Below are 23,930 nucleotides of genomic sequence, written 5' to 3' on the forward strand. Positions count from 1 at the left end.
CGGCGATTAGGTGTTATACATAACTAATACACCGGCACGATAAAACGCCCAAACAGACACAAAGCGCCACCCAAGCACGGCGGAATAAGTGAAGAGGGCACAGCGAGGAAACAGCCGGTGACGGGACACGGTAAAAATACCGGCCCGAGTGACGAGAGCGAGATAAAAATAATACCGCGAGAGACCCGTCACGACAGCGAGGAAGAGAGCAGGGGGCCGGATAATAATGGCAAAAGCCGACCGGCCCCCAGGGCTCTCAAGCGAGGACCAGAGTAACAAAGCGAATAAGGCAAAAGCCAACGCTTTATAAAAAACAAACGACAGCACAAACATGGCGATAAGCCGGGATAACCCGGCAGCCCAAACAAAACAAAAGCCCAATAAAAAGAAGCGAGGAGATAACAATGTCAAAACGGTCATATCATCATGCAAAACGGTCCCATCGTCGCATTCGCAGGCTTGCCCGCGAAGCGAGCCGTATGGCGCCTCTCGGTGCAGGCCGGGCCGCAGCAACATCAACTGCAGCTTTTGTTTAAGGGGAAGAGCATATGACGCCGGATTGGACGGATGACCAGCCGATCTACCGGCAACTGAAGGACAAGGTAGTTACGGCCATTATGGAAGGCTCTCTCCGCGAGGGTGAAGCCCTTCCGTCGGTACGTAACGTAGCTGTGGATTTGCAAATAAATCCAATCACTGCCTCAAAAGCCTATCAGGAGCTGGTAATGGACGGTTTGGTAGAAAAACGACGCGGGCTTGGTATGTTCGTGGTCGATGGCGCACGGGATCGGCTCACAGAAGCCGAGCGTGATCGCTTTCTAAACGAAGAATGGCCCCGCGTGCTGGAAACAATCCGCCGCCTTGGGCTCAACACTGAAGAACTGCTGAAAAGCAGCAAGAACCATTAAGGGAGGCAGATATGACACAAGAGAAAAACAACAATCTCGTCGTTGAAGCCAAGGGTCTTGCCAAAAGCTTCGGCAATTTTCATGCCCTCAAGGGCGCAACATTTTCCATCCCGCTTGGCCGCATTGTGGGCGTTATTGGTGCAAACGGCGCCGGTAAAACCACCATGCTCAACGCGGTTCTTGGCCTTTCATCTTATGATGGGGACCTGAAAGTTCTCGGGCTTGATCCCTCAAAGGATCGGGACGCGCTGATGAAAGACGTTTGTTTTATTGCAGATGTCGCAACGCTGCCGAAATGGATGAAGGTTGTGGAAGTGCTGGACTTCGTTGAAGCCGTACATCCGCGGTTTAACCGCGAAAAGGCGATGAATTTCCTCTCCCGCACCAAAGTGCCGCTGGAGCGCAAGGTTCGCGCGCTTTCAAAAGGTATGACAGTGCAGTTGCACCTGGCTGTTGTTATGGCGATCGACGCCAAGCTGCTGGTGCTGGATGAGCCAACCCTTGGCCTTGATATCATCTTCCGTAAACAGTTTTATCAAAGCCTTCTTGAAGAATATTTTGATGAAGACCGCACGGTTATCATCACCACCCACCAGGTGGAAGAGGTGGAGCATATCCTCTCTGACGTGATGTTCATCAAGGATGGTGAAATTGTTCTTGAAGCCGATATGGACGAACTTACCCAGCAGTTTATCGAGGTAATGGTCGCGCCCGGCAAGGAAGAAGAAGCCATGGCACTTGGGCCGATCACAAAAGGATCGACCTTCGGTAAAGCAACGTGCGTCTATAAAAATATTGACCGCGAGAAGCTGGCAAAACTGGGCGAAACGCGCCGCCTGGGCCTGGCTGATATCTTCGTGGCGACAATGACAGGAGAGGGGCAATGAATACCTTTGTAGCCCTTGTTAAACGCGAGGTACTGGACGGCAAAAACGGGTATATCCGGGTGCCGGTTATTCTGGCAGGCCTGACTGTGGCGCTTGTTATCCTATCGAGCCTTGGTTTCGGCAACATGCTGTATTTTGATGGCATGGAGCATGAAGGTATCGAGAATTTGGCTGATGCCATGAACAAGGCGGCGACACGTGAGCCGGAAGAGTTCCCTGCGGCCGTGACGATCGGTTACTGGGCCATGAGCATGCTGGCGTGGATTGCGCTGCCGTTCGTGATCTTCTTCTCGCTTCTGGGCGCACTTTATGAAGAGCGTCGTGACCGTTCGATCCTGTTCTGGAAATCCATGCCGGTTTCTGACTGGGCTGAGGTTCTGGCCAAGTTTTTTGCTCCCATCGTGATCGCGCCCCTGGCCTTTCTCGGGGTTGCGATTGCCGCGCAGTTGATCATTGCTGTGTTCCTGAGCATTTTGATGGTCTTCCAGGGCGGCCCCGTGCTTGACCTGTGGCCGCTTGGCCTGATGATCACCAGCTGGTTTACGGTGATCTCCCACTATCTGATGTGGGCTTTGTGGGCGCTGCCGGTTCTGGCCTGGGTACTGCTGGTTTCGGCTTATGCATCCCGCATGCCTTTCCTCTGGGCGATCCTGACACCATTTGTTGCGATCATTGTTGAGGAATTGTTCCTGGATACCCATATGATCGGTCGCTGGTTTGCTATCCACCTGGGTGGTTGGCAGGACGGTGCGTTCGCGCAAGTGTCAGACAATTTCGATGGCCCGCGTGATGTGTTGATGGCAGTTATGAACGGTATGCAGTGGCACAGCATAAGCTATAGCCTCACGAGTCCTGCCTTCTGGCTCGGTCTGGTGATTGCAGGCGGGTTGCTCTTCGGAGCGGTAGAGCTTCGCAAGCGCGCTTTCTAAGCAACGAGCGCTATAAAAGAAAAGCACGGGCTGCCATTTTGGCGGCCCGTTTTTTTGCTTTGGCAGGGTAGGGTGAGAGGAAAAAAGGGCCGCACCCTTGATGCGGCCCTGCATGTTTGCGGGTTGATAAAGCCTAGCGCAGTTTGTCTAGGAAAGCCTGAACGCTGCCACGAAGGGCAAGGCCTTGTTCCTGCAGCGCTTTGATCTGGGCGTTCACGGCTTCAGATGCCTGGCCTGTACGCGCCGTGGCATCCTGCATGCGCGCGAAGTCACCTATCACCCCGCTGGTGCCTTCTGCGGCCAACGCGGCACTCTGGCTGATCTCCTGGCTGGCCTGCGCCTGCTGGCCCACGGTCGCGGATACTTCTGAGGCAATCTCATCTACCTCGGTGATCCGAGTGCTGACACGCTCAAACGCGGTAACCGCGTCTTTGGTGGCGTCCTGCAACTCGGCGATCTGCTGGGAAATTTCATCTGTTGCTCGTGCGGTTTGCGTGGCAAGCGCTTTTACCTCGCTTGCAACCACGGCAAAGCCGCGGCCAGCTTCGCCCGCGCGTGCGGCCTCGATCGTGGCGTTAAGGGCAAGCAGGTTGGTCTGTGACGCAATATCATTGATCAGCTTGATCACGTCGCTGATCTTCTTGCCGGATTCGTTCAGGGTGGCGATCAGGCGGGCGGCCTCGGACGCCTCATTAAGCGCCTGTTGGGTTACCTCTGCCGCGCGGCCCATATGTTCGCTCACATTCGCGACAGACGCCGAAATCTCTTCGGTGGCGCTTGCAACCGCGTTCACGCTGCTGCCAGCGTTCTGGGCTTTATGGGAAGCCTCAGACATGCCCAGGCTGGTTTCTTCAACCGCGCTCGTCATGGTCTCTGAAGCAGCTTCAAGCTCATCTGTGGAGCTGCCCATGCGGTCAATTGCCGCCATTACCGATTTTTCAAACTCGATAGAAAGATTGTGAACGTCTAAACCGGCTTCAAAATCTGCCATTATGGTCCCCTCCGTGCTGCAGCAGTGCACCTGCTACTGATTATTTTGCCCCGTCAGGCGAGGAGCGAATGCATCCGCCTATGCCCGATTGGATAGTACACTAGGGTAAAAAATCGAATGACAAAAGAGGGAAGGTGGTGCGTGTGGGTAGTATCTGAATGTATATCAGCGGGCAGTTGTTTTTAGGGCTTGCAAATCTTCATTAATTGTATATATGTACAAATATGAAAATAAATGAAGCGATATTGGCGCTCAGCGCACTGGCTCAGGATACCCGGATGCGGGTGTTCAGGCTTCTGGTTCGGCACGGCAACACAGGGTTGCCAGCGGGGCAGATTGCCCAGGAATTGGGCGTGAATGCGACCACGCTCTCAAGGCATCTGGCGCTGATGGAAGGTGCTGGTCTTGTTGGTTCAGAGCGGCAGATGCGCTCGATCATCTACCGCGTTGACTTTGGTGCAGCGCGAAGCCTGATGAGCTTTTTGATGGAAGATTGTTGTGCTGGTGACCCGCGGATAACGGGCGAGGCGCAACCCGATACAGCAGGCTCACCCTGCTGTGATGCATAGAGGAAGACAGAGATGAAACGGTTACATGTGCACGTTGGTGTAAAAGATATGGATGAGGCAATCGCCTATTATACCGCCATGTTTGGCGCCGAGCCCGTGAAGGTGAAAACGGATTACGCGAAATGGGCACCCGATGATCTGGGGGTTAATTTTGCGGTCTCAAAATCATGTGGGTGTGGAAGCTCCGGCGGCGGTGTTGGCCACCTGGGTGTTGAGGTGACGGATGATGACGAGCTTGCCCGCATTGGCATGCGCCTTGACGCGGCCAAAGCCCCCATGCGTGTGGACGGTGACGTAAGCTGTTGTTACGCCAAATCCAAAAAGGCATGGTCCGAAGACCCCGCTGGCGTGAAGTGGGAATTGTTCCGCACCTACGGGGACGCGGAAGAACTGGCGCCGACGCTGGTGGGTGAACGCGACCTCGAAGGGTTTTCTGACCGAGCAAGCTAAGGCTTAGCCTTTTGAGGGGTGCCAATCCTTGTCGGCCAACTCATAGCTGAGAAACTCAAAGCCGGGCGAGACTGTGCACCCGCATAAGGTCCAGTCTCCCTGGCTTGACGCATGCTGCCATAAATTGCCGGGTACCAGAACCTGCGGCCGTTGGCCGATATCAAAGTTTGTCCCCAAGGTGTGCTTGGTGATTTCCATGGCAGGGTTGGCGATCTGGAGTGTGAGCGGCGCGCCTGCGTACCAGTGCCAGATTTCGTCACCGTCTGTGCGGTGCCAAAGCGCCGTGTCCTTGCCCTCAAGCAGATAATAGATCGCGGTACTGAAGCCGCGTTCCGAAGGGCCATCATCATGCTGGTAGGTGCGGCGGTAGAAACCGCCCTCAGGGTGCGGTTTGAGCGACAAAAGCTCGATCATATCTTGTGCGGTTGTCATTCAGACCCCAGTTCATAAAGCGCGATAGCGGCGGCAACCGATACGTTCAGGCTTTCCACGTTGCCTGACATCGGTATCTTGACAATAGCGTCACATTGGGAGCGGACAAGGGGGCGCAGGCCTTTGCCTTCCGAGCCCATGACGATCACGAGGTTGTCGCCAAGCGTGACACCGCGCACTGAATTGTCCGTATGGCCATCAAGGCCGATGTGCCAATAGCCCATCTCGCGCAGGCTGCCGAGTGCTTGATTAAGGTTGGTGACCTGAACCCACGGCAGTATCTCAAGCCCGCCCGAGGACGCCCGCGCGAGAGTGCCGGATTCGCTAGGGCTATTGCGGTCTTGCGTGATAAGGGCGCGGGCGCCAAAGGCTGCGGCGGTACGGATACAGGCACCTACATTATGCGGGTCAGTCACCTGATCCAGCATCAGGATGATGTTCTTCTGCCCCTCTATGGGCTCAAGGGTCGCGAGGTCAACGCCGGGCAGGGGGCGAACCTCAAGCAGGATGCCTTGATGAGGGGAATCACCGGGCACAGCGGCTCGAAGCACGGTTTCGTCTTCAATTCTGTCAACACGCAGGCCTGCGCGGATAGAAGTCAGGTCTGAACTGAGCGCCTTCTCAAGCCCGATCAGGCGCACGCATTCCCGCGCCGGGTTTTTAAGCGCTGCTTCAACCGCGTGCCGACCAAAGAGGAAAAAACCATCCTTTTTAAGCGGCGCGATGGGTTTATGCGGCGCTGCGGGGCGAAAGTGTGACGGTTTGTGTGGCGCAGGTGTGGCAGAGGGCGCGCGCCGGGAGGCCCCCGTATTTGCTGGGCCTGAGGCTTTTTTTCCCGATTTTGGGTGTGGCGCCACACCGCGAGGCGAGGTTGCTTTGTTGCTGCGGCCTTTATGTGTTTTTTTCATCCGCCATCTCAGGTGCTGTTGTTCAGAATTGCTCTATTCCCGGCTTACCGGTCTGTTGTGACATACGCCAAAGCGCCTATGATTTAAAGCTGTTTGAAAAAAATGGAGAAACGTCTGAACTTGATGTTGACATGCTTCCATATATGCGCATATTGCGGCCTCACCGCGACGCTGGAACGGAGCGCCCCCGAAGTCGTAAGTTTGGGGTTCAAAATTTCAGCGGTCTATAAATACATAGTGGAGGGATTGGGGAGCGGTCAAACCCATCAGACTGTAAATCTGACGCCTTCGGCTTCGCAGGTTCGAATCCTGCTCCCTCCACCACTTACCTTCCTCGACTTGAGCTCGTTTGCGGGCTTCTGCCCTGGAAGGCTTGTTGTGTTCGAGAGGAGCCGCTGGCTTGTGCGGGTGTAGCTCAATGGTAGAGCAGAAGCCTTCCAAGCTTACGACGAGGGTTCGATTCCCTTCACCCGCTCCAAAATAACGACCCTCTCGGGCATCATCGTCGTGTAGCAGTCCAAGGGTGGGTTGCTGCGAAGTTAACTGATAAGCTCGCCCCCGCATAAGCACGGGCGTGATTGCTTGCAAAGGTATACGGGCAATGGCAAAAGCAAAATTTGAACGGAACAAGCCGCACTGCAACGTTGGAACGATTGGTCACGTTGACCATGGTAAGACGACGCTGACAGCGGCGATCACGAAAGTGCTTGCAGAAGCTGGACACGGTGAAGCAGTAGATTTCGCGAACATTGACAAGGCTCCAGAGGAGCGCGAGCGTGGTATCACGATTTCGACAGCCCACGTTGAGTATGAGACGGAAGCCCGTCACTATGCTCACGTTGACTGCCCAGGTCACGCTGACTATGTGAAGAACATGATCACGGGTGCAGCGCAGATGGACGGGGCTATCCTGGTTGTGAACGCAGCAGACGGTCCAATGCCACAGACCCGCGAGCACATCCTGCTTGCGCGTCAGGTTGGTGTACCAGCGCTTGTTGTTTTCATGAACAAGGTTGACCAGGTTGATGACGAAGAGCTTCTTGAGCTTGTTGAGATGGAAATCCGCGAGCTTCTCTCTGAGTATGAATTCCCTGGCGACGATATTCCGATCGTATCGGGTTCTGCGCTTGCAGCTCTTGAAGGTCGCGACGACAACATCGGCAAAGAGAAGATCCTCGAGCTGATGAAAGCAGTTGACGATTATATCCCACAGCCTGAGCGTGCTGTTGACGGTGCGTTCCTGATGCCAGTTGAGGACGTGTTCTCAATCTCTGGCCGTGGTACGGTTGTTACCGGTCGTGTTGAGCGTGGTATCGTGAAGGTTGGTGAAGAAGTTGCTATCGTAGGCATCAAGGACACCCAGAAGACGACAGTTACGGGCGTTGAGATGTTCCGCAAGCTGCTCGACCAGGGTGAAGCTGGCGATAACATCGGTGCACTTCTGCGCGGTGTTGGCCGTGATGATGTTGAGCGTGGTCAGGTTCTGGCGCACGTTGGCTCGATCACACCACACACGAAGTTCACTGCTGAGACCTATATCCTCACCAAAGAGGAAGGTGGTCGTCACACGCCATTCTTTGCGAACTATCGTCCACAGTTCTACTTCCGTACAACGGACGTAACGGGCATGGTTGAGCTTCCAGAAGGCACCGAGATGGTGATGCCTGGTGATAACGTGAACCTGACGGTTGAGCTGATCGCTCCGATCGCCATGGACGAGGGTCTCCGCTTCGCTATCCGCGAAGGTGGTCGTACCGTCGGCGCCGGCGTAGTCGCTAAAATCATCGCTTAATCAGCGAAACTTAAAGATGGGCCGGACATGCGCCGGCCCATTTTGCTGTGCAGGTGAAAGATGATCTCTCTCATATGCGCAAAGCCTTTTTAACGAAGGCGAAAAAAGTACTTGCATGCATGGGCTTCGGGCGTTACACCGCACCCCTCATGAATGCGATAACGGCTGTAGGGGCGTAGCTCAGTTGGTAGAGCACCGGTCTCCAAAACCGGGTGTCGGGAGTTCGAGTCTCTCCGCCCCTGCCAAGCCGACAAACGCTGGCGCCAAATGTGGCGCAATGAGTGTAAGATTTTGTAAAGCCTGCGCTTTTAATGGTTGAAGCGCGGGCCTTAAGAGCAAAAAAAGGGATACATGATGGCAAAGACCACCCCAGGTGAATTTGTACGCCAGGTGAGGCAAGAAGGGTCCAAGGTGACCTGGCCGACACCGAAAGAGGCGGGAATCACCTCTGTTATGGTTTTTATCATGGTGGTCGTCATGGCCGTTTTTTTTCTTGGCGTTGATTTCTTTTTGAACGCTGGTGTGCAGTACATACTCGGTCTCGGAGATTAATGTGAGCAAGTCTCGCTGGTATATCATTCACGCCTATTCGGGCTTTGAAAAGAAGGTTGCGGAAGCAATCAAGGAACAAGCCATCCAACAGGGCCTAGAGGCACTTGTTGAAGAGGTTATCGTTCCGACCGAAGAGGTGATTGAGGTCCGCAAGGGCAAGAAAGTCACATCCGAGAAGAAATTCTTCCCGGGGTACGTGCTTATTAAAATGATCCTGACCGATGACACCTATCATCTGGCTAACAGCCACGCGAAGGTGACAGGGTTCCTTGGTCCACAAGGCAAGCCGTCAGCAATTTCGGAAGCTGAGGCAGCTCGCATCCTCAATCAGGTTGTGGAAGGTGTTGAGCGCCCACGTCCGAACGTTGTGTACGAGATTGGCGAAGAGGTCCGCGTGACCGATGGTCCGTTTACCAGCTTCAATGGTACTGTTGAAGATGTGGATGAAGACAAAGCACGCCTGAAGGTGTCTGTGTCGATCTTTGGTCGCGCAACACCGGTTGAGCTGGAATACACCCAGGTCGAAAAAGTATCGTAAGATTTTGGGGCAGGTGCCCCGAAATTTGGACGCGAGTCCAAACCGTGCGGAAGGCCCGCCATTAGCCGTACCGCGCACCCTTGGTGAAGCCCCAGTGGGTCCGTTTGAGGAAACACCAGTGGCGATACCGCCTTTGTAATTTTGAAAGGGAAATACGATGGCAAAAAAAATTGCTGGTTACCTGAAGCTTCAGGTGCCTGCTGGTCAAGCTAACCCGTCGCCGCCAATCGGCCCGGCTCTTGGTCAGCGTGGTGTAAACATCATGGAATTCTGTAAAGCGTTCAACGCGCAGACACAGAAAATGGATGCGGGTATGCCAATCCCGACCATCCTGACAATTTACGCGGACAAGTCCTTCACATTTGTGACGAAGACTCCTCCTGCGAGCTACTACCTGAAAAAAGCTGCCGGTCAAAAATCCGGTGGTAAAGAACCGGGCCGCGCTGTTGCAGCGACTGTGACCCGTGAACAGGTACGTGAAATCGCGGAAGCGAAAATGGTCGATCTGAGCGCAAACGACATCGATGCAGCTATGCTGATCATCGAAGGTTCTGCGCGCTCGATGGGCTACAAGGTGGAGGGTTAATACCATGGCAAAAGTTGCAAAACGCCTGCAGAAAGCCTGGGACGGCCTTGACCGTGAGAAGCTTTACACTGTTGAAGAAGCTGTAAAAGAGCTGAAAGCTCGTTCAGCTACGAAATTCGATGAGACGATCGAGGTTGCTATGAACCTCGGCGTTGACCCACGTCACGCTGACCAGATGGTTCGTGGTGTTGTTGCTCTGCCGCACGGTACTGGTAAATCCGTACGTGTTGCTGTTTTTGCTCGCGGCCCTAAAGCTGAAGAAGCAGAAAAAGCAGGCGCAGACGTTGTTGGCGCAGAAGACCTGATGGAAGCCGTTCAAAAAGGCGAGATCAACTTCGAGCGTTGCATCGCGACACCTGACATGATGGCTGTTGTTGGCCGTCTCGGTAAAGTGCTTGGCCCGAAAGGCCTGATGCCTAACCCGAAACTCGGTACTGTAACCATGGACGTTAAAGGCGCTGTTGAAGCGGCTAAAGCTGGCCAGGTTGAATACCGCGTTGAGAAGGCTGGTATCGTGCACGGCGGCGTTGGCAAAGCAAGCTTCGACGAAGCTGCGATCATCGAGAACGCAAAAGCGTTCATCGGCGCAGTTGTCAAAGCCAAGCCAACGGGTGCCAAAGGCACTTACGTGAAGAAAGTCGGTCTTTCTTCGTCGATGGGCCCAGGCCTGAAAATCGACGTAGCGACGCTCGGCGAATAAGACGCGAATTTGTGCCGGGCCTCGGCTCGGCACAGTCGTTCAGGCGGCTGTTTTGCCTGAATGTTAGTACTGTCCGAGATTACAGGTGCCTTTGGGGTGTGTTTCTAGTTTGTGACCTCCAGGGTTTAAAAAAAGTGGTCGTCGCGGATCCACGGCCTGTATGAGACGGGGTAAAGGGAATTTGGTTATCAATTGATGACCGCCGCGGTTTCCTCGAAGGACTGGGTGCAACCCGTCCTGCGAAGCCTGGTTAACCCGCACCTCCGGACAGAGGAGAGTATCGGCGCAGAGTTTGTACCGATGCATAGCTCAAATGACGAAGGTTCATAGTTTGATTTACGAACCTTCAAAGTCGGAGACGAGATAGTGGAAAGAACCGAGAAGCAGGAATGGGTAGCATCCTTGCATGACGTGTTCTCAAACGCAGCGTCTGTGGTTGTTGTACATTACGACGGCCTCAGCGTAGCTGAGATCACGGCATTGCGTGCGCAAATGCGCGAAGTGGGTGCAACGCTTAAGGTTACTAAAAACCGGCTGACTCGTCTTGCGCTAAAAGGCACTGAATACGAAGGCATTACGGATCTGTTTACCGGTCCGACGGCTATCGGCTTTGCTGACGACCCTGTTGCAGCACCTAAGGCTCTTGCTGAATTCGCCAAGAAGAACGAAAAACTTCGTCTTCTCGGTGGTGGCATGGGCGCTACGGTTCTGGATCAGACTGGCGTTAAAGCATTGGCTGAACTGCCGTCGCTCGACGAACTTCGCGGCAAACTTGTGGGTCTCCTGCAAGCTCCTGCTCAGAAGCTCGCGGCCGTTACGCAGGCTCCAGCGGGTCAATTGGCCCGTGTCTTCAGTGCTTATGGCAACAAAGACGCAGCTTAACGACACCTTGGGTGGCTATCCCATTCAGGGTGCCGCCTAGTTTAACCAACGCAATGATACATGCGGATCCTTTTTGAGATGGACCGCTTATTTGGAGTAAATGAAAATGGCTGACCTTGCGAAGCTTGTAGATGACCTGTCCGCACTGACTGTTTTGGAAGCTGCTGAGCTTTCCAAAATGCTTGAAGAAAAGTGGGGCGTATCCGCTGCTGCACCTGTAGCTGTTGCTGCAGCTGCTGGCCCAGCTGCCGCTGCTGAAGAAGAGAAAGACGAGTTTGACGTAATTCTCGCTGCTGCTGGCGACAAGAAAATCAACGTGATTAAAGAAGTTCGTGCTATCACGGGCCTCGGTCTTAAAGAAGCAAAAGACCTCGTTGAAGGCGCTCCTAAGCCTGTTAAAGAAGGCGTTAACAAAGCTGAAGCTGAAGAGATCAAGAAGAAACTCGAAGAAGCTGGCGCGAAAGTTGAGCTCAAGTAATTTCTTGAGCCCAAGTATCCCGGGGTCGGGAGCGAAATTCGCTCCCGGCCTTTCGGCGTCCTGAGGGCCTTGGGACATTAAAAACTCGGCCCCATTTGGATGAGACGTCCAAATGTTTTGGATTTTCAGGAGTTTAGGGTAAGTTCACCCCCTAGGCTCTATTTTGGCAGCCGAGCTGGCCCTGATATCTGACCTGGTATCTGGCGGCTGGACGGCACAACTTAAGGAACGAGGGCGAAGCATGGCGACTTCATTTACCGGTCGTAAGCGCGTGCGTAAAGACTTTGGGCACATTTCCGAAGTGACGCAAATGCCAAACCTCATCGAGGTTCAACGGCGGTCCTATGACCAGTTCTTCAAGCCCGGCGCAACTGAAGAGGAAAGGCTGAAATCCGGCCTTGAGAAAGTTCTGAAATCGGTATTCCCGATCCAGGATTTCTCCGCTACTTCATCGCTGGAATATGTAAAATACGAGCTTGAAGAGCCCAAATATGACGTAGAAGAGTGCCAGCAGCGCGACATGACCTATGCCGCGCCTCTGCGGGTGACACTGCGTCTTATCGTGTTTGAGGTTGACCCAGATACAGAAGCGAAATCCGTACTCGATATCAAAGAGCAAGACGTCTATATGGGCGACCTGCCACTGATGACCGATAACGGTACGTTTGTGATCAATGGCACCGAGCGCGTGATCGTCTCCCAAATGCACCGTTCGCCAGGTGTGTTTTTCGACCACGACAAGGGCAAGACCCACTCATCAGGCAAGTTCCTGTTTGCTGCACGCGTGATCCCTTACCGCGGTTCCTGGCTCGACTTCGAGTTTGATGCCAAGGATATCGTGAACGTACGGATCGACCGTCGCCGCAAGCTGCCTGCGACAACGCTTCTTTACGCACTGGGCATGTCTGCTGAAGACATCCTCCAGTATTTCTACAAGGTTGCAAGCTTCCGCCGCGCTGAAGGCGGCTGGCGCATGCCGTTTGTAGCGGAAGCATGGCGCGGCCAGAAGCCTGAGTTCGACCTTGTGAATGCAGACACCGGTGAGGTTGTCTCTGAAGCAGGCAAGAAGATTACACCACGTCTCGCGAAAAGCCTCGAGAAGGCTGGCGTTGAAGGCATTCTCGTTCCTGAAGATCTCATCATCGGTAAATATGCCGCTGAAGATATGATCAACGAGAAAACCGGTGCCATCTATGTTGAAGCTGGTGACGAGTTCACGGAAGAGTCTGTTGAGGCGCTTTCCGCCGCTGGTTTTGACGAGATCCCTGTTCTCGATGTCGACGACGTTGTTGTTGGCCCCTACATCCGTAACACGCTGAAAGCAGACAAGGTTGAGTGCCTCGATAGTGCGCTCGCTGAAATCTACAAAGTGATGCGTCCGGGTGAGCCACCAACCAAGGAAACGGCAGAAGCACTGTTCTACGGCTTGTTCTTCGATTCTGAGCGTTACGATCTTTCCGACGTTGGTCGTGTGAAGATGAACATGCGCCTGAACCTCGAGTGTGACGATACCGTTGGTGTGTTGCGCCGCGAGGATATCCTTTCAACCGTGAAGACACTGGTTGAGCTGAAGGATGGCCGCGGTGAGGTGGATGATATTGACCACCTTGGCAACCGTCGTGTGCGTAGCGTTGGCGAGCTGATGGAAAACCAGTACCGCATTGGCCTGTTGCGTATGGAGCGTGCGATCCGCGAGCGTATGTCGTCTGTCGACATCGATACCGTGATGCCGCACGACCTCATCAATGCGAAGCCTGCGGTTGCGGCTGTGCGTGAGTTCTTCGGTTCTTCGCAGCTTTCACAGTTTATGGACCAAACCAACCCGCTTTCCGAGATTACCCACAAGCGCCGTATGTCAGCGCTTGGGCCAGGTGGTCTGACCCGTGAGCGTGCTGGCTTTGAGGTGCGTGACGTACACCCGACCCATTATGGCCGGATTTGTCCGATTGAAACACCGGAAGGCCCGAACATTGGTCTGATCAACTCGCTTGCGACCTATGCACAGGTTAACAAGTACGGCTTTATCGAAAGCCCGTACCGCAAGGTAAAAGACGGCGTGGTTACCTCTGAGGTGATCTATCTGTCCGCGATGGAAGAGCAGAAATACACCGTTGCGCAAGCAAACGCTGAACTGACAGAGGAAGGCCGTTTCGCAAACGACCTCGTTTCCTGTCGTCAGGCCGGTGAATTTATCATGTCCACGCCTGATCACATCACCTTGATGGATGTGTCACCGAAGCAGCTTGTGTCTGTGGCCGCATCGCTCATTCCGTTCCTTGAGAACGATGATGCGAACCGCGCGCTCATGGGGTCAAACATGCAACGTCAGGCCGTGCCGCTCGTGCGTGCAGAAGCACCATTTGTGGGTACAGGCATGGAAAAAGTTGTGGCTTCCGATAGTGGTGCCGCCATCGCTGCACGCCGTACAGGTGTTGTTGAACAGGTGGATGCAACCCGTATCGTGATCCGTGCAACGGAAGATGTGGACCCTGGTAGGTCAGGTGTTGATATCTACACGCTGCAGAAGTTCCAGCGTTCAAACCAGAATACCTGCATTAACCAGCGTCCGCTCGTTAAAGTGGGTGACGAGATCCGCAAAGGCGACATCATTTGTGATGGCCCGTCAACGGAGCTTGGTGAACTGGCGCTTGGCCGTAACGCTCTTGTGGCGTTCATGCCCTGGAATGGTTACAACTTCGAGGATTCGATCCTGATCTCTGAACGGATCGTGAAAGAAGACGTCTTCACCTCCATCCACATCGAGGAATTCGAAGTGATGGCGCGTGACACCAAATTGGGCCCAGAGGAAATCACTCGGGACATTCCAAACGTTGGTGAAGAAGGCCTCAAAAACCTCGACGAAGCTGGCATCGTGTACATTGGCGCGGAAGTTCACCCTGGTGACATCCTCGTCGGTAAGATCACACCGAAGGGCGAAAGCCCAATGACACCGGAAGAAAAACTTCTGCGTGCCATCTTTGGTGAAAAAGCTTCTGATGTTCGTGACACATCCCTGCGCCTGCCGCCTGGTGTGGCTGGTACGATTGTTGAAGTACGCGTCTTTAACCGCCACGGTGTGGACAAGGACGAACGTGCGCTGACGATCGAACGCGAAGAGATCGAACGCCTGACAAAAGACCGTGAAGATGAGCGCACCATTCTTGAGCGCAACATCTATGGTCGTCTGCGTCCGCTTCTTGAAGGCCGTACGGTTACTGCCGGCACGAAAGAGATGAAGAAGGGCACCAAGATCACCGAAGAAGGCCTTGCCGAGATCAAGCGCATTCAGTGGTGGGATTTGGCTGTAGACGATGACGCTGCCATGGCTGATATCGAAGCGCTCAGGAAGCAGTTCGACGACAGCAAAGGCCAGCTTCAGCGCCGCTTCGATGAGAAGATCGAGAAACTGCAGCGCGGTGACGAGCTGCCACCTGGCGTTCTCAAGATGGTAAAAGTCTTTGTTGCTGTGAAGCGTAAGCTTCAGCCTGGTGACAAGATGGCTGGCCGTCACGGGAACAAGGGTGTGATTTCACGCATTCTGCCACAGGAAGACATGCCTCACCTCGAGGACGGAACGCCTGTAGACGTGGTACTGAACCCACTGGGTGTACCATCACGGATGAACGTGGGTCAGATTCTTGAGACACACCTTGGTTGGGCATCACGTGGCCTTGGCCGCCAGATCGATGGCATGCTTGAAGCATACCGTCATGGCTCCGGCGCTGCTGATGACTTCCGCGCCAAGTTCAAGGACATCTACGGTGACGAACAGTATGCCGAAGAGATTGCTGAACTGACTGACGAACAGGTGTTTGAGCTTGCCGGCAACCTGACAAACGGTGTTCCGATGGGCACGCCGGTGTTTGATGGTGCCGTGGAAGCCGACATTGTTGTGATGCTTGAAAAAGCAGGCCTCGACAGCTCTGGTCAGGTACAGCTTTATGACGGGCGTACGGGTGAGAAATTCGACCGCAAGGTAACAGTGGGCTATATTTACATGCTCAAGCTGCACCACCTTGTGGACGACAAGATCCACGCACGTTCGATCGGGCCATACAGCCTCGTTACCCAGCAGCCGCTTGGTGGTAAGGCGCAGTTCGGTGGTCAGCGCTTCGGTGAGATGGAGGTATGGGCTCTGCAAGCTTATGGCGCAGCCTATACGCTTCAGGAAATGCTCACTGTTAAGTCGGATGACGTTCAGGGCCGTACCAAGGTCTATGAAGCCATTGTCCGCGGCGATGACACATTCGAGGCAGGTATCCCAGAATCCTTCAACGTTCTCGTGAAGGAAATGCGGTCCCTTGGTCTGAATGTCGAGCTGATCACAGGCACTGAGTAAACCATGTAGAGGCCGGGGGCTTGCCCCTCGGCCACGCCTGCCCCAAGGGGCTGGCAAAGTTTGGAAGGCGAACCGGGGCTCCTTTGAGCGAACAATTGCCCCGACAGCGAATTGAGAGAGACGCCGGACATGAACCAAGAAGTGATGAAATACTTCAACCCGAATCAAAAACCGGAGACGTTTGATCAGATCCAGATCTCGATTGCGTCACCGGAGCGGATTCGTTCCTGGTCCTTTGGTGAAATTAAGAAGCCTGAGACCATCAACTACCGGACCTTCAAGCCGGAAAAAGATGGCCTTTTCTGCGCGCGCATCTTTGGTCCTGTAAAGGATTACGAATGCTTGTGCGGTAAATACAAGCGCATGAAGTATCGCGGCATTATCTGTGAAAAATGCGGCGTTGAAGTTACGCTTTCAAAAGTTCGCCGTGAGCGCATGGGTCACATCGACCTTGCTGCACCGGTAGCGCATATCTGGTTCCTGAAGTCGCTCCCTAGCCGGATCGGCCTTCTCCTGGACATGACGCTGAAGGATCTCGAGCGCGTACTCTACTTCGAATATTATGTGGTGATCGAGCCTGGCCTCACACCGCTGAAGCAGTTCCAGCTTCTCAGCGAAGACGATTTCTATCGCGCACAGGATGAATACGGCGAAGACAGCTTCACCGCAGGCATCGGCGCAGAAGCTATTCGCAAGCTTCTTGAAAGCGTTGACCTTGAAGGCGAGCAGGAAAAGCTTCTGAAAGAACTGGCTGAGACCAAGTCTGAGCTGAAGCCGAAGAAGATCGTCAAGCGCCTTAAGGTTATTGAGGCATTCATCGAATCTGGCAACCGTCCAGAGTGGATGATCATGACCGTTGTGCCTGTGATCCCGCCAGAACTGCGCCCACTGGTGCCGCTGGATGGTGGTCGTTTCGCAACATCTGACCTCAACGACCTTTACCGTCGTGTTATCAACCGGAACAACCGTCTGAAGCGCCTGATTGAGCTGCGCGCCCCTGACATCATCATCCGTAACGAGAAGCGGATGCTGCAGGAAGCTGTGGATGCGCTGTTTGATAACGGTCGCCGTGGCCGTACCATCACCGGTGCGAACAAGCGTCCGCTCAAGTCGCTTTCCGACATGCTTAAAGGTAAGCAGGGCCGTTTCCGTCAAAACCTTCTTGGTAAGCGTGTTGACTATTCCGGCCGTTCCGTGATCGTGGTTGGTCCAGAGCTTAAACTGCACCAGTGTGGTTTGCCGAAGAAAATGGCGCTTGAGCTTTTCAAGCCGTTCATCTATTCGCGCCTCGACAAAAAAGGTATCGCAACGACGATTAAAGCTGCCAAGAAACTGGTGGAAAAAGAGCGTCGTGAAGTTTGGGATATCCTTGACGAAGTGATCCGTGAGCACCCTGTGATGCTGAACCGTGCGCCAACATTGCACCGTCTTGGTATCCAGGCATTTGAGCCGGTTCTGATCGAAGGTAAAGCGATCCAGCTGCACCCACTTGTGTGTGCTGCGTTCAACGCTGACTTTGACGGTGACCAGATGGCCGTTCACGTGCCGCTCTCGATTGAAGCACAGCTTGAAGCCCGCGTGTTGATGATGTCCACAAACAACATCCTCAGCCCAGCAAACGGCAAGCCGATCATCGTGCCGTCACAGGATATCGTACTTGGTCTATACTATATGACCAGCATGCGTGAAGGTGACACAGGCGAGGGCAAAGCTTTCTCCTGCATGGATGAGATCCAGTTCGCACTGGACGGTAAATCCATCACGCTGCACACGAAGATCAATGCACGCTTTGAGCTGGTCAACGACAAGGGTGAACTTGAGACCAAGCGCGTTGAAACAACACCAGGCCGCATGATCCTTGCTCAGCACCTGCCGAAGCACCCGAAAGTGCCGTTCAGCCTGATCAACCGCAAGCTGACGAAAAAAGAGATATCCGAAGTGATCGACGTGGTGTATCGCCACTGTGGTCAGAAAACGACGGTTCTCTTTGCTGACGGCATCATGGGCGAAGGTTTCCGCCGCGCTTGTTCTGCGGGTATCTCCTTCGGTAAAGACGACATGATCATCCCTGACGCGAAAGAAACGCTGGTGGAAGACACCCGCTCTCTCGTGAAGGAATATGAAGAGCAGTATCAGGACGGCCTCATCACACAAGGTGAGAAATACAACAAGGTTGTAGACGCCTGGGCACAGTGTACCGACAAAGTGGCTGATGCCATGATGAAGGAAATGGAACGCACGACAACGGACGAAAATGGCCGCGAGAGCGACGTGAACTCCGTATTCATGATGGCGCACTCCGGTGCGCGTGGTTCCGCCGCTCAGATGAAACAGCTTGCTGGTATGCGCGGCCTGATGGCCAAGCCGTCTGGTGAGATCATTGAGACACCGATTATCTCTAACTTTAAAGAGGGTCTGTCGGTTCTTGAGTACTTCAACTCCTCACACGGTGCGCGTAAAGGGCTTGCCGATACGGCGCTCAAGACAGCTAACTCCGGTTACCTGACCCGTCGTCTTGTTGACGTGTCTCAGGACTGTGTTGTTGTTGAGGAAGATTGCGGCACTGAAAACGGTATTACGATCACGGAAGTGTCTGAGGGCGGCGACGTTCTCGTGCCTCTGTCAGAGCGTATCCTTGGCCGTTGTCTCTCGCTTGATGTGAAGCACCCGGTTACTGGTGATCTGTTGTTCCCGGCTGGTGAACTTCTCGACGAGGTTAAGTCGGACGCAGTTGAAACTGCTGGTATCGCCGAAGTGAAAATCCGCTCTGTTCTCACGTGTGAGACCAAAGGCGGCACATGTGGCAAGTGTTACGGCCGTGACCTCGCGCGCGGTACACCTGTGAACATGGGCGAGGCTGTTGGTGTTATCGCCGCGCAGTCGATTGGTGAGCCTGGTACACAGCTTACGATGCGTACGTTCCACATTGGTGGTGCGGCAACTGTGAACGCTGAATCAGCTGTGGAATCTTCCGCAGACGGTAAAGTTCGCGTTGAAAACCGCAACGTGATTGAAGACAGCCGTGGCCGTAAGGTTGTGATGAGCCGCAACATGGAAATCATCATCATTGATGATGAGGGCCGTGAACGCGCCAAGCACCGCCTTGCTTATGGTTCGCACCTCTTCAAGGACGAAGGCGATGAAGTAGTGAAAGGTGAAAAGCTCGCAGAGTGGGACGCATACACTATTCCAATCATCACCGAGCAAAGCGGTATCGTGCGTCTTGTTGACCTCGTGGAAGGTACTTCCATGAAAGAGGTTGTGGACGAGGGCACGGGTATTGCGTCGAAAGTTGTGACCGACTGGCGTTCAGCACCAAAAGGCGCGGACCTCCGTCCACGCATTACGCTGCGCGATGAGCGCGACGAGGTTGTTGAGCTCGCCAACGGTACGGAAGCCCGCTACTTCCTGTCTGTTGATGCCATTCTGTCGGTTGAAGACGGCAAGCGCGTGTCTGCTGGTGACGTTATTGCCCGTATCCCACGCGAAGCTGCAAAAACAAAAGACATTACCGGTGGTCTGCCACGGGTTGCCGAGCTCTTTGAAGCTCGTCGTCCGAAGGATCACGCTGTCATCGCTGACATCGACGGTATTGTTGAGTTTGGCCGCGACTATAAAAACAAGCGTCGTATCACCATTCGTCCGCGTGACGATGAAGGTGAGCCGGTTGAATATCTGGTACCAAAAGGCAAGCACATTGCCGTTCAGGAAGGTGATTTCATCCAGAAGGGTGAGTATCTGATCGACGGCAACCCGGCACCGCACGATATTCTGCAGGTTATGGGTGTTGAGGCGCTCGCGAACTATCTTGTGAAAGAAGTTCAGGACGTTTACCGCCTGCAAGGTGTGAAGATCAACGATAAGCACATCGAGGTGATTGTTCGCCAGATGCTGCAGAAAATCGAGATCACATCGTCGGGCGACAGCACCATGCTTCTTGGTGAGCAGGTTGACCGTGAAGAGTTTGAGGAAAACAACGCAAAACTCGAAGCTCAGGGCAAACTGCCTGCGAAGGGTCATCCGATCCTTCTCGGCATCACCAAAGCAAGCTTGCAGACCCGCAGCTTCATCTCTGCCGCGTCGTTCCAGGAAACAACACGCGTGCTGACCGAAGCATCTGTCGCAGGCAAGAAAGACCGTCTCGTTGGCCTGAAGGAAAACGTGATCGTTGGTCGCCTGATCCCGGCTGGTACAGGGTCTGTTGTCAACCGTCTGCGCTTTGAAGCGCAGGAGCGCGACAAGCTGGCTGAGGAAGCGCAAGCAGAGCTTGATGATCCGATGGCGGCGGCTGAAGCAGAGTTTGCTGCAGCGACCGGGGCCGAAGCCCAGCAAGAGGGTGGCGAAGCCTAAAACGTCGCAGATAAACGAATAAAAAAGGGCCTACCAATCTGGTAGGCCCTTTTTGTTTGGAGAAGTGATGGGCTCGGCAGCGTGATCAGCAGCGACACACTAGCGTGTGCGCTTGTCGATCATATCCGCGAGCAGAGCAAACATGCCCATGTTGAGCGAAAACAGAAACAGCAGGACTGTCTTGTCAGTCAGGTTCTGTAGCTGGATCATGTCATAAAGAAAACTGCCGATGCCCATAAACATAAGGAGCATGGCAAAGGGCGCAAAGACACGCATGGGCGCAAAATATGTCCCGGTGCGCAGGATAAGCATTATGAAACGCAATGTATCCCGGATCGGTTTGATTTTTGAGGAGCCGATACGTTCCTTGTAATTGATGGGCTCATAGTGCACCCGGTGATAGTTGGTCAGCATCGCAAGCGTGATGGTAGTGGTGAAGCTGAAGCTATCTGGCAGGATGCGTATGTAGCGCATGGTAACATCGCGGCGAAACACCCTGAGGCCCGAGTTAATATCCGGTACGGGATAGCGGGATATCCATGAAACCCACGCCCGCAGGAAGAATTTGGGAAACGCACGAAGCTTGGAATAGGTTACATCCGCGCCGGTTCGTGCGCCGACCACCATGTCCTGGTCCTGGCAAAGGCGTACAAGTTCAGGCAATCGCTCGTTGGGGTAGGTTCCGTCCGCGTCCGTTATTGCAATATATTCAGTAGTGGCCATTTTGATGCCGGTTTTCAGCGCGGCGCCGTAACCCCGGTTCTTGTCGTGGGTCACAACCTTCAGCGAAGGTATAGTCTCTGCCATCGAGAGCAGGATTTCACCGCTCCGGTCGGTCGAGCCGTCATTTACAACAACCAGATCGTACTCCATGTCATCCGGGATGATCTCGCGAAGGTGAATAACGGTTTCTTCGATCGCATTTTCCTCATTGTAACAGGGAATGATGATACTGAATTGAGCTGGCATGCAGAAGAACCTTCTTGGGTGATGGGGGTTAACTGATTGCAAAGAATTGGATTTATCTTATTATTGACCAGCTTACACGAAATGCCAATTTAAAAGCCAGTTTGTCATGAGAGTGGACGTGTGGTTCACACCAGATCATGCGTACGGAAGTGGGATGCAGATATGAAAAAGCTATCCGTTTGGTTTCCGTGGCTTGTCCTTATGGCCCTATTCAGCCTGCTCATGCAGTGGGCATGGGTGGGTTACATTATCAGCGACGACTTCCTCTATATCGAGGCTGCTATCCGCTGGATGAACGACAGTGGATATCGCCCCACAAGTCACTGGCAGGTGCGTTACCCGTTATTGTGGCCAGTTGGACTTGTAACCCAGCTGTTTGGGGCGAATGAATTCAGCGTCGCAATCGCAGATATTCTCTACTTTGCGCTCGCGGTGATACTCTTGTGCTGGTGGCTTCGAAAGCGGGTAGGAGACATTCCGGCCTTTGCTGTCTGTTTTGTGTTTGCCTTTACACCTTTGACCTATGAACTGCTCAGCACGGTCAACGTAGATATTGTAGCGGCTTTCTGGCTGTTGGCCTCGGCGATATTGTTCGCGGAAAGCAAGGAAAGCGGACGAAAGCAGGCTCTTCTTCTGCTGTTCAGTGGTGTGAGTGTGGGAATAGCTTTCCTCTCCCGGGGCACCGCCGTCGGGCTTTTAGCCGGTTATGGCCTCTTCTTCCTTTTCGGGCGTTATATGCCGTGGCAGCGATATGTCATCATGGGGGCCGGATTTTTTTCCGCACTTATAGCCGACCTTTTGATTTTCACCTTGCAGACAGGCGATCCTTTCCATCGGTACGCTGTGCTGTTTACCGCGCACCATGTACCAGAAGCGTCCGTGGGAAATCTGGTCACTGTTCCGTATCTGGAGCCGATTGCCGCCCTTTTCCTGAACAATGAATTTGGTCTCCTCTATTTCTTTGCTGCTGGGTTTCTTTTCCTTTTGTACCGCAGTGGGACCGAGGTGCGGTCGCGATATGCTCCCTTTCTCACCGTTGCCGCCTTGGCGCTTGTTCATTTTCTCGTTGTCGGATACGGGCTGGGGTTGCGGGCCATGCCACGCTATTATACCTTTATAACGCTTGTTGCCGCGGTTATGGCAGCGGGTTTCTTCGCGCTTCTGTGGCAACGACATACCCGCAAGGTGGCCGTAATGACTGCCAGTGTTTTTGTGGCTGTTTCGCTTCTGTGTATCGATGTTAGCAATCGCGACCCAGTTTTCAGTGCGCGTATATATGCGGAAGCTGTAAAACAGTATCCGGCCCGGACAGTGCATTCCGATGCCCGTACATGCCGGCTTGGCCGTTACCTTCTCGAGCGGGAGGCAGGGGCAGAGTTGGAGCTACCTTCGGTAGACGACTGCGCCGCCCCGCGATCCGACGGGCTCATTCTCCTATCGGCCGGTGAAGCGGCAACGGATGGAGGCCAGAGAATCCGGTTTATTCCCGCTGACCGAACGCTTATTGGTCGGGCTTGGTCTGCACTGGGGCTCAACGGCATATATCGCTTGCCTAGTCGGCTCGTTCAGGCGAACGATGATCTGGTCCTTATAGACAGGTCGGCACCCTCTGCGCCGGGTGAAGGCTAGGTGATGGTTCGGCGTTTCATTATCCATGTCGCCAGTGCCGCGGCTGTTCTTGCTTCGGTCTATTATCTGTACTTGGTATATGTAGACAACAGCGCAGCGCTGAACCAGTGGCAGGCCCCTGACCGGATTTGGGCGGCTGCTTTATGCGGCGTGCTTTTCTATATTTGTCTCATGAGCTTGCAATCGGAAGCTTGGCACAGGCTCCTGCTTTTCATTGGCTGTACGCAGACGGGTCGCCGAAATTCCTACGCCTCGTTTCTCGGCTCCCAATTGGGGAAATACCTGCCCGGTGGTGTGCTTCACTACGCGGGACGTCATGTCTGGCTCCGGCGCAGGGGGCTTGATCACAAAGGGCTGATTAAAGCGGCGATGGTCGAGACAGCGCTCATGGGGCTTTTTGCAGGTGTATTGGCCTGCCTATTTCAGCTTTTTATAACGGGCGCGAAAGGGATGACACTGCCGCAGTCGGCTTTGGTGCCTGACTTTCTGGCGTCGGCCCATATCCCCGGTTTTATGTTCACCGTGTTGGCTGCGGGCGGCGTGGTGGCAGTTGGGGTTCTCTATGTCTATCTTAGGCGATCCCGTCCGGTGGGGCAGGGCATTGAGTTTGTCCTTGCTTGCGGCTCGGTGGTCGCTTTTTTTATACTGCAGGGCGTGCTGTTTTTAATGGCGTCGGCAGTGGTCCTGGGTGCGGTGCATTTTCCCCTGATGCCTGCTTTCCTCTTTGCCTGGATCGCGGGATTTGTTGTGGTTGGTGCGCCAGGGGGGCTTGGTGTACGTGAGGCCACGCTTGTTCTTTTAGCCGGACCGGTGATTTCGCCGGAAGAAGCGTTGCTCTGCGGTGCTTTCTTTCGGTTGATCTGCATGGCAGGGGAAGTGCTGGCATACTTTATAGCGTTGCGTATTGGTAGACCCATGGAAAGTAGCTCAGACAGATAGACGGCTCTACAGACCGGACCTTAAGGCTGAGAGGCATAGAAATTGAACCGGACTTGCCGGAGTGGTGAGCCCTTTTTCTTTCCTCGGGCTGCTTCAACCAGT

22 protein-coding genes and 3 tRNA genes are annotated in these 23,930 nt (G+C 54.0%); 20 read left to right on the plus strand and 5 right to left on the minus strand.

The annotated features are described in order from the left end of the window. Window positions 1-6: 6 nt before the first annotated feature. The gene (locus ACOOGA_RS16410) at window positions 7-420 is read right to left on the minus strand and encodes a hypothetical protein (RefSeq protein ID WP_417461237.1); all 414 of its coding nucleotides are present in this window, start codon (window positions 418-420) and stop codon (window positions 7-9) included. Between ACOOGA_RS16410 and ACOOGA_RS16415 the strand changes: the two genes are divergently transcribed. Genes ACOOGA_RS16415 through ACOOGA_RS16430 form a run of 4 tightly spaced genes read left to right on the plus strand, consistent with a single transcriptional unit; the run spans window position 405 to window position 2,724 of the window. Continuing rightward, on the plus strand, window positions 405-536 hold the full coding sequence (locus tag ACOOGA_RS16415; RefSeq protein WP_417461236.1) for a hypothetical protein: 132 nt from the start codon (window positions 405-407) through the stop codon (window positions 534-536). The genes ACOOGA_RS16410 and ACOOGA_RS16415 overlap by 16 nt on opposite strands. A 12-nt stretch (window positions 537-548) precedes the next feature. Further along, complete coding sequence (locus tag ACOOGA_RS16420; protein ID WP_417461235.1) at window positions 549-908, plus strand: GntR family transcriptional regulator; 360 nt, start codon at window positions 549-551, stop codon at window positions 906-908. An 11-nt stretch (window positions 909-919) separates the two neighbouring features. After that, window positions 920-1,795: an ABC transporter ATP-binding protein gene (locus tag ACOOGA_RS16425; protein ID WP_417461234.1), complete on the plus strand. Its 876-nt coding sequence runs from the start codon at window positions 920-922 to the stop codon at window positions 1,793-1,795. Next, a complete protein-coding gene (locus ACOOGA_RS16430; RefSeq protein ID WP_417461233.1) occupies window positions 1,792-2,724 on the plus strand; it encodes a hypothetical protein in 933 nt (310 codons plus the stop codon). Before ACOOGA_RS16425 ends, ACOOGA_RS16430 begins: the two co-directional genes overlap by 4 nt. Window positions 2,725-2,857: 133 nt before the next feature. On the opposite strand, the gene ACOOGA_RS16435 is transcribed toward ACOOGA_RS16430, so the two are convergent. After that, entirely contained in the window at window positions 2,858-3,715 is an 858-nt protein-coding gene (locus ACOOGA_RS16435; protein WP_417461232.1) for a methyl-accepting chemotaxis protein, read from the minus strand. Between the two features lie 224 nt (window positions 3,716-3,939). Here ACOOGA_RS16435 and ACOOGA_RS16440 point away from each other — a divergent pair, with 224 nt between their 5' ends. Together ACOOGA_RS16440 and ACOOGA_RS16445 are read left to right on the plus strand one after the other, a co-directional pair. After that, window positions 3,940-4,284 (plus strand): ArsR/SmtB family transcription factor, encoded by a 345-nt coding sequence (locus tag ACOOGA_RS16440; RefSeq protein ID WP_417461231.1) that lies wholly within the window; start codon window positions 3,940-3,942, stop codon window positions 4,282-4,284. Window positions 4,285-4,296: 12 nt separating this feature from the next. After that, window positions 4,297-4,734 carry a VOC family protein gene (locus tag ACOOGA_RS16445; RefSeq protein ID WP_417461230.1) on the plus strand — a complete coding sequence of 146 codons (438 nt, stop codon included), beginning with the start codon at window positions 4,297-4,299 and terminating at the stop codon, window positions 4,732-4,734. Window positions 4,735-4,737: 3 nt separating this feature from the next. Here ACOOGA_RS16445 and ACOOGA_RS16450 read toward each other — a convergent pair whose 3' ends face one another. Both ACOOGA_RS16450 and rlmB read right to left on the minus strand, forming a co-directional pair. Further along, window positions 4,738-5,166 (minus strand): cupin domain-containing protein, encoded by a 429-nt coding sequence (locus tag ACOOGA_RS16450; protein WP_420429044.1) that lies wholly within the window; start codon window positions 5,164-5,166, stop codon window positions 4,738-4,740. Next, on the minus strand, window positions 5,163-6,074 hold the full coding sequence (gene rlmB / locus ACOOGA_RS16455; RefSeq protein ID WP_420429046.1) for a 23S rRNA (guanosine(2251)-2'-O)-methyltransferase RlmB: 912 nt from the start codon (window positions 6,072-6,074) through the stop codon (window positions 5,163-5,165). The genes ACOOGA_RS16450 and rlmB overlap by 4 nt, the downstream gene beginning before the upstream one ends. Window positions 6,075-6,313: 239 nt before the next feature. On the opposite strand from rlmB, the gene ACOOGA_RS16460 reads away from it, so the two are divergent. From ACOOGA_RS16460 to rpoC, 12 genes are all read left to right on the plus strand, one after another. Next, window positions 6,314-6,398, plus strand: a tRNA-Tyr gene (locus ACOOGA_RS16460). An 80-nt stretch (window positions 6,399-6,478) separates the two neighbouring features. Beyond that, window positions 6,479-6,552, plus strand: a tRNA-Gly gene (locus ACOOGA_RS16465). A gap of 123 nt (window positions 6,553-6,675) precedes the next feature. Further along, window positions 6,676-7,866, plus strand: coding sequence for an elongation factor Tu (tuf, locus tag ACOOGA_RS16470; protein ID WP_420429048.1), 1,191 nt, complete (start codon window positions 6,676-6,678; stop codon window positions 7,864-7,866). 169 nt (window positions 7,867-8,035) lie between these two features. Then, window positions 8,036-8,111: transfer RNA gene (locus ACOOGA_RS16475), tRNA-Trp, on the plus strand. A gap of 109 nt (window positions 8,112-8,220) precedes the next feature. Beyond that, entirely contained in the window at window positions 8,221-8,418 is a 198-nt protein-coding gene (gene secE / locus ACOOGA_RS16480; RefSeq protein WP_417463120.1) for a preprotein translocase subunit SecE, read from the plus strand. Between the two features lies 1 nt (window position 8,419). After that, window positions 8,420-8,956 carry a transcription termination/antitermination protein NusG gene (nusG, locus tag ACOOGA_RS16485; RefSeq protein WP_417463121.1) on the plus strand — a complete coding sequence of 179 codons (537 nt, stop codon included), beginning with the start codon at window positions 8,420-8,422 and terminating at the stop codon, window positions 8,954-8,956. A gap of 157 nt (window positions 8,957-9,113) precedes the next feature. After that, window positions 9,114-9,542, plus strand: coding sequence for a 50S ribosomal protein L11 (gene rplK, locus ACOOGA_RS16490; protein ID WP_417463122.1), 429 nt, complete (start codon window positions 9,114-9,116; stop codon window positions 9,540-9,542). 4 nt (window positions 9,543-9,546) lie between these two features. Then, window positions 9,547-10,242, plus strand: coding sequence for a 50S ribosomal protein L1 (gene rplA / locus ACOOGA_RS16495; protein WP_417463123.1), 696 nt, complete (start codon window positions 9,547-9,549; stop codon window positions 10,240-10,242). A 366-nt stretch (window positions 10,243-10,608) separates the two neighbouring features. After that, the gene (rplJ, locus tag ACOOGA_RS16500; RefSeq protein WP_417463124.1) at window positions 10,609-11,124 is read left to right on the plus strand and encodes a 50S ribosomal protein L10; all 516 of its coding nucleotides are present in this window, start codon (window positions 10,609-10,611) and stop codon (window positions 11,122-11,124) included. 106 nt (window positions 11,125-11,230) lie between these two features. Continuing rightward, entirely contained in the window at window positions 11,231-11,602 is a 372-nt protein-coding gene (gene rplL, locus ACOOGA_RS16505; RefSeq protein ID WP_417463125.1) for a 50S ribosomal protein L7/L12, read from the plus strand. A 241-nt stretch (window positions 11,603-11,843) separates the two neighbouring features. After that, window positions 11,844-15,941, plus strand: coding sequence for a DNA-directed RNA polymerase subunit beta (gene rpoB, locus ACOOGA_RS16510; protein WP_417463126.1), 4,098 nt, complete (start codon window positions 11,844-11,846; stop codon window positions 15,939-15,941). A 129-nt stretch (window positions 15,942-16,070) separates the two neighbouring features. Then, window positions 16,071-20,291: a DNA-directed RNA polymerase subunit beta' gene (gene rpoC / locus ACOOGA_RS16515; protein WP_417463127.1), complete on the plus strand. Its 4,221-nt coding sequence runs from the start codon at window positions 16,071-16,073 to the stop codon at window positions 20,289-20,291. A 99-nt stretch (window positions 20,292-20,390) separates the two neighbouring features. On the opposite strand, the gene ACOOGA_RS16520 is transcribed toward rpoC, so the two are convergent. Further along, window positions 20,391-21,260 (minus strand): glycosyltransferase family 2 protein, encoded by an 870-nt coding sequence (locus ACOOGA_RS16520; protein ID WP_417463128.1) that lies wholly within the window; start codon window positions 21,258-21,260, stop codon window positions 20,391-20,393. A gap of 162 nt (window positions 21,261-21,422) precedes the next feature. Here ACOOGA_RS16520 and ACOOGA_RS16525 point away from each other — a divergent pair, with 162 nt between their 5' ends. Both ACOOGA_RS16525 and ACOOGA_RS16530 read left to right on the plus strand, forming a co-directional pair. Next, a complete protein-coding gene (locus ACOOGA_RS16525; protein ID WP_417463129.1) occupies window positions 21,423-22,889 on the plus strand; it encodes an ArnT family glycosyltransferase in 1,467 nt (488 codons plus the stop codon). Beyond that, window positions 22,890-23,828, plus strand: coding sequence for a hypothetical protein (locus tag ACOOGA_RS16530; RefSeq protein WP_417463130.1), 939 nt, complete (start codon window positions 22,890-22,892; stop codon window positions 23,826-23,828). Window positions 23,829-23,930 lie beyond the last annotated feature (102 nt).

The organism is Kordiimonas sp. (assembly GCF_965216265.1).
In the GTDB taxonomy this organism is placed as follows: domain Bacteria; phylum Pseudomonadota; class Alphaproteobacteria; order Sphingomonadales; family Kordiimonadaceae; genus Kordiimonas.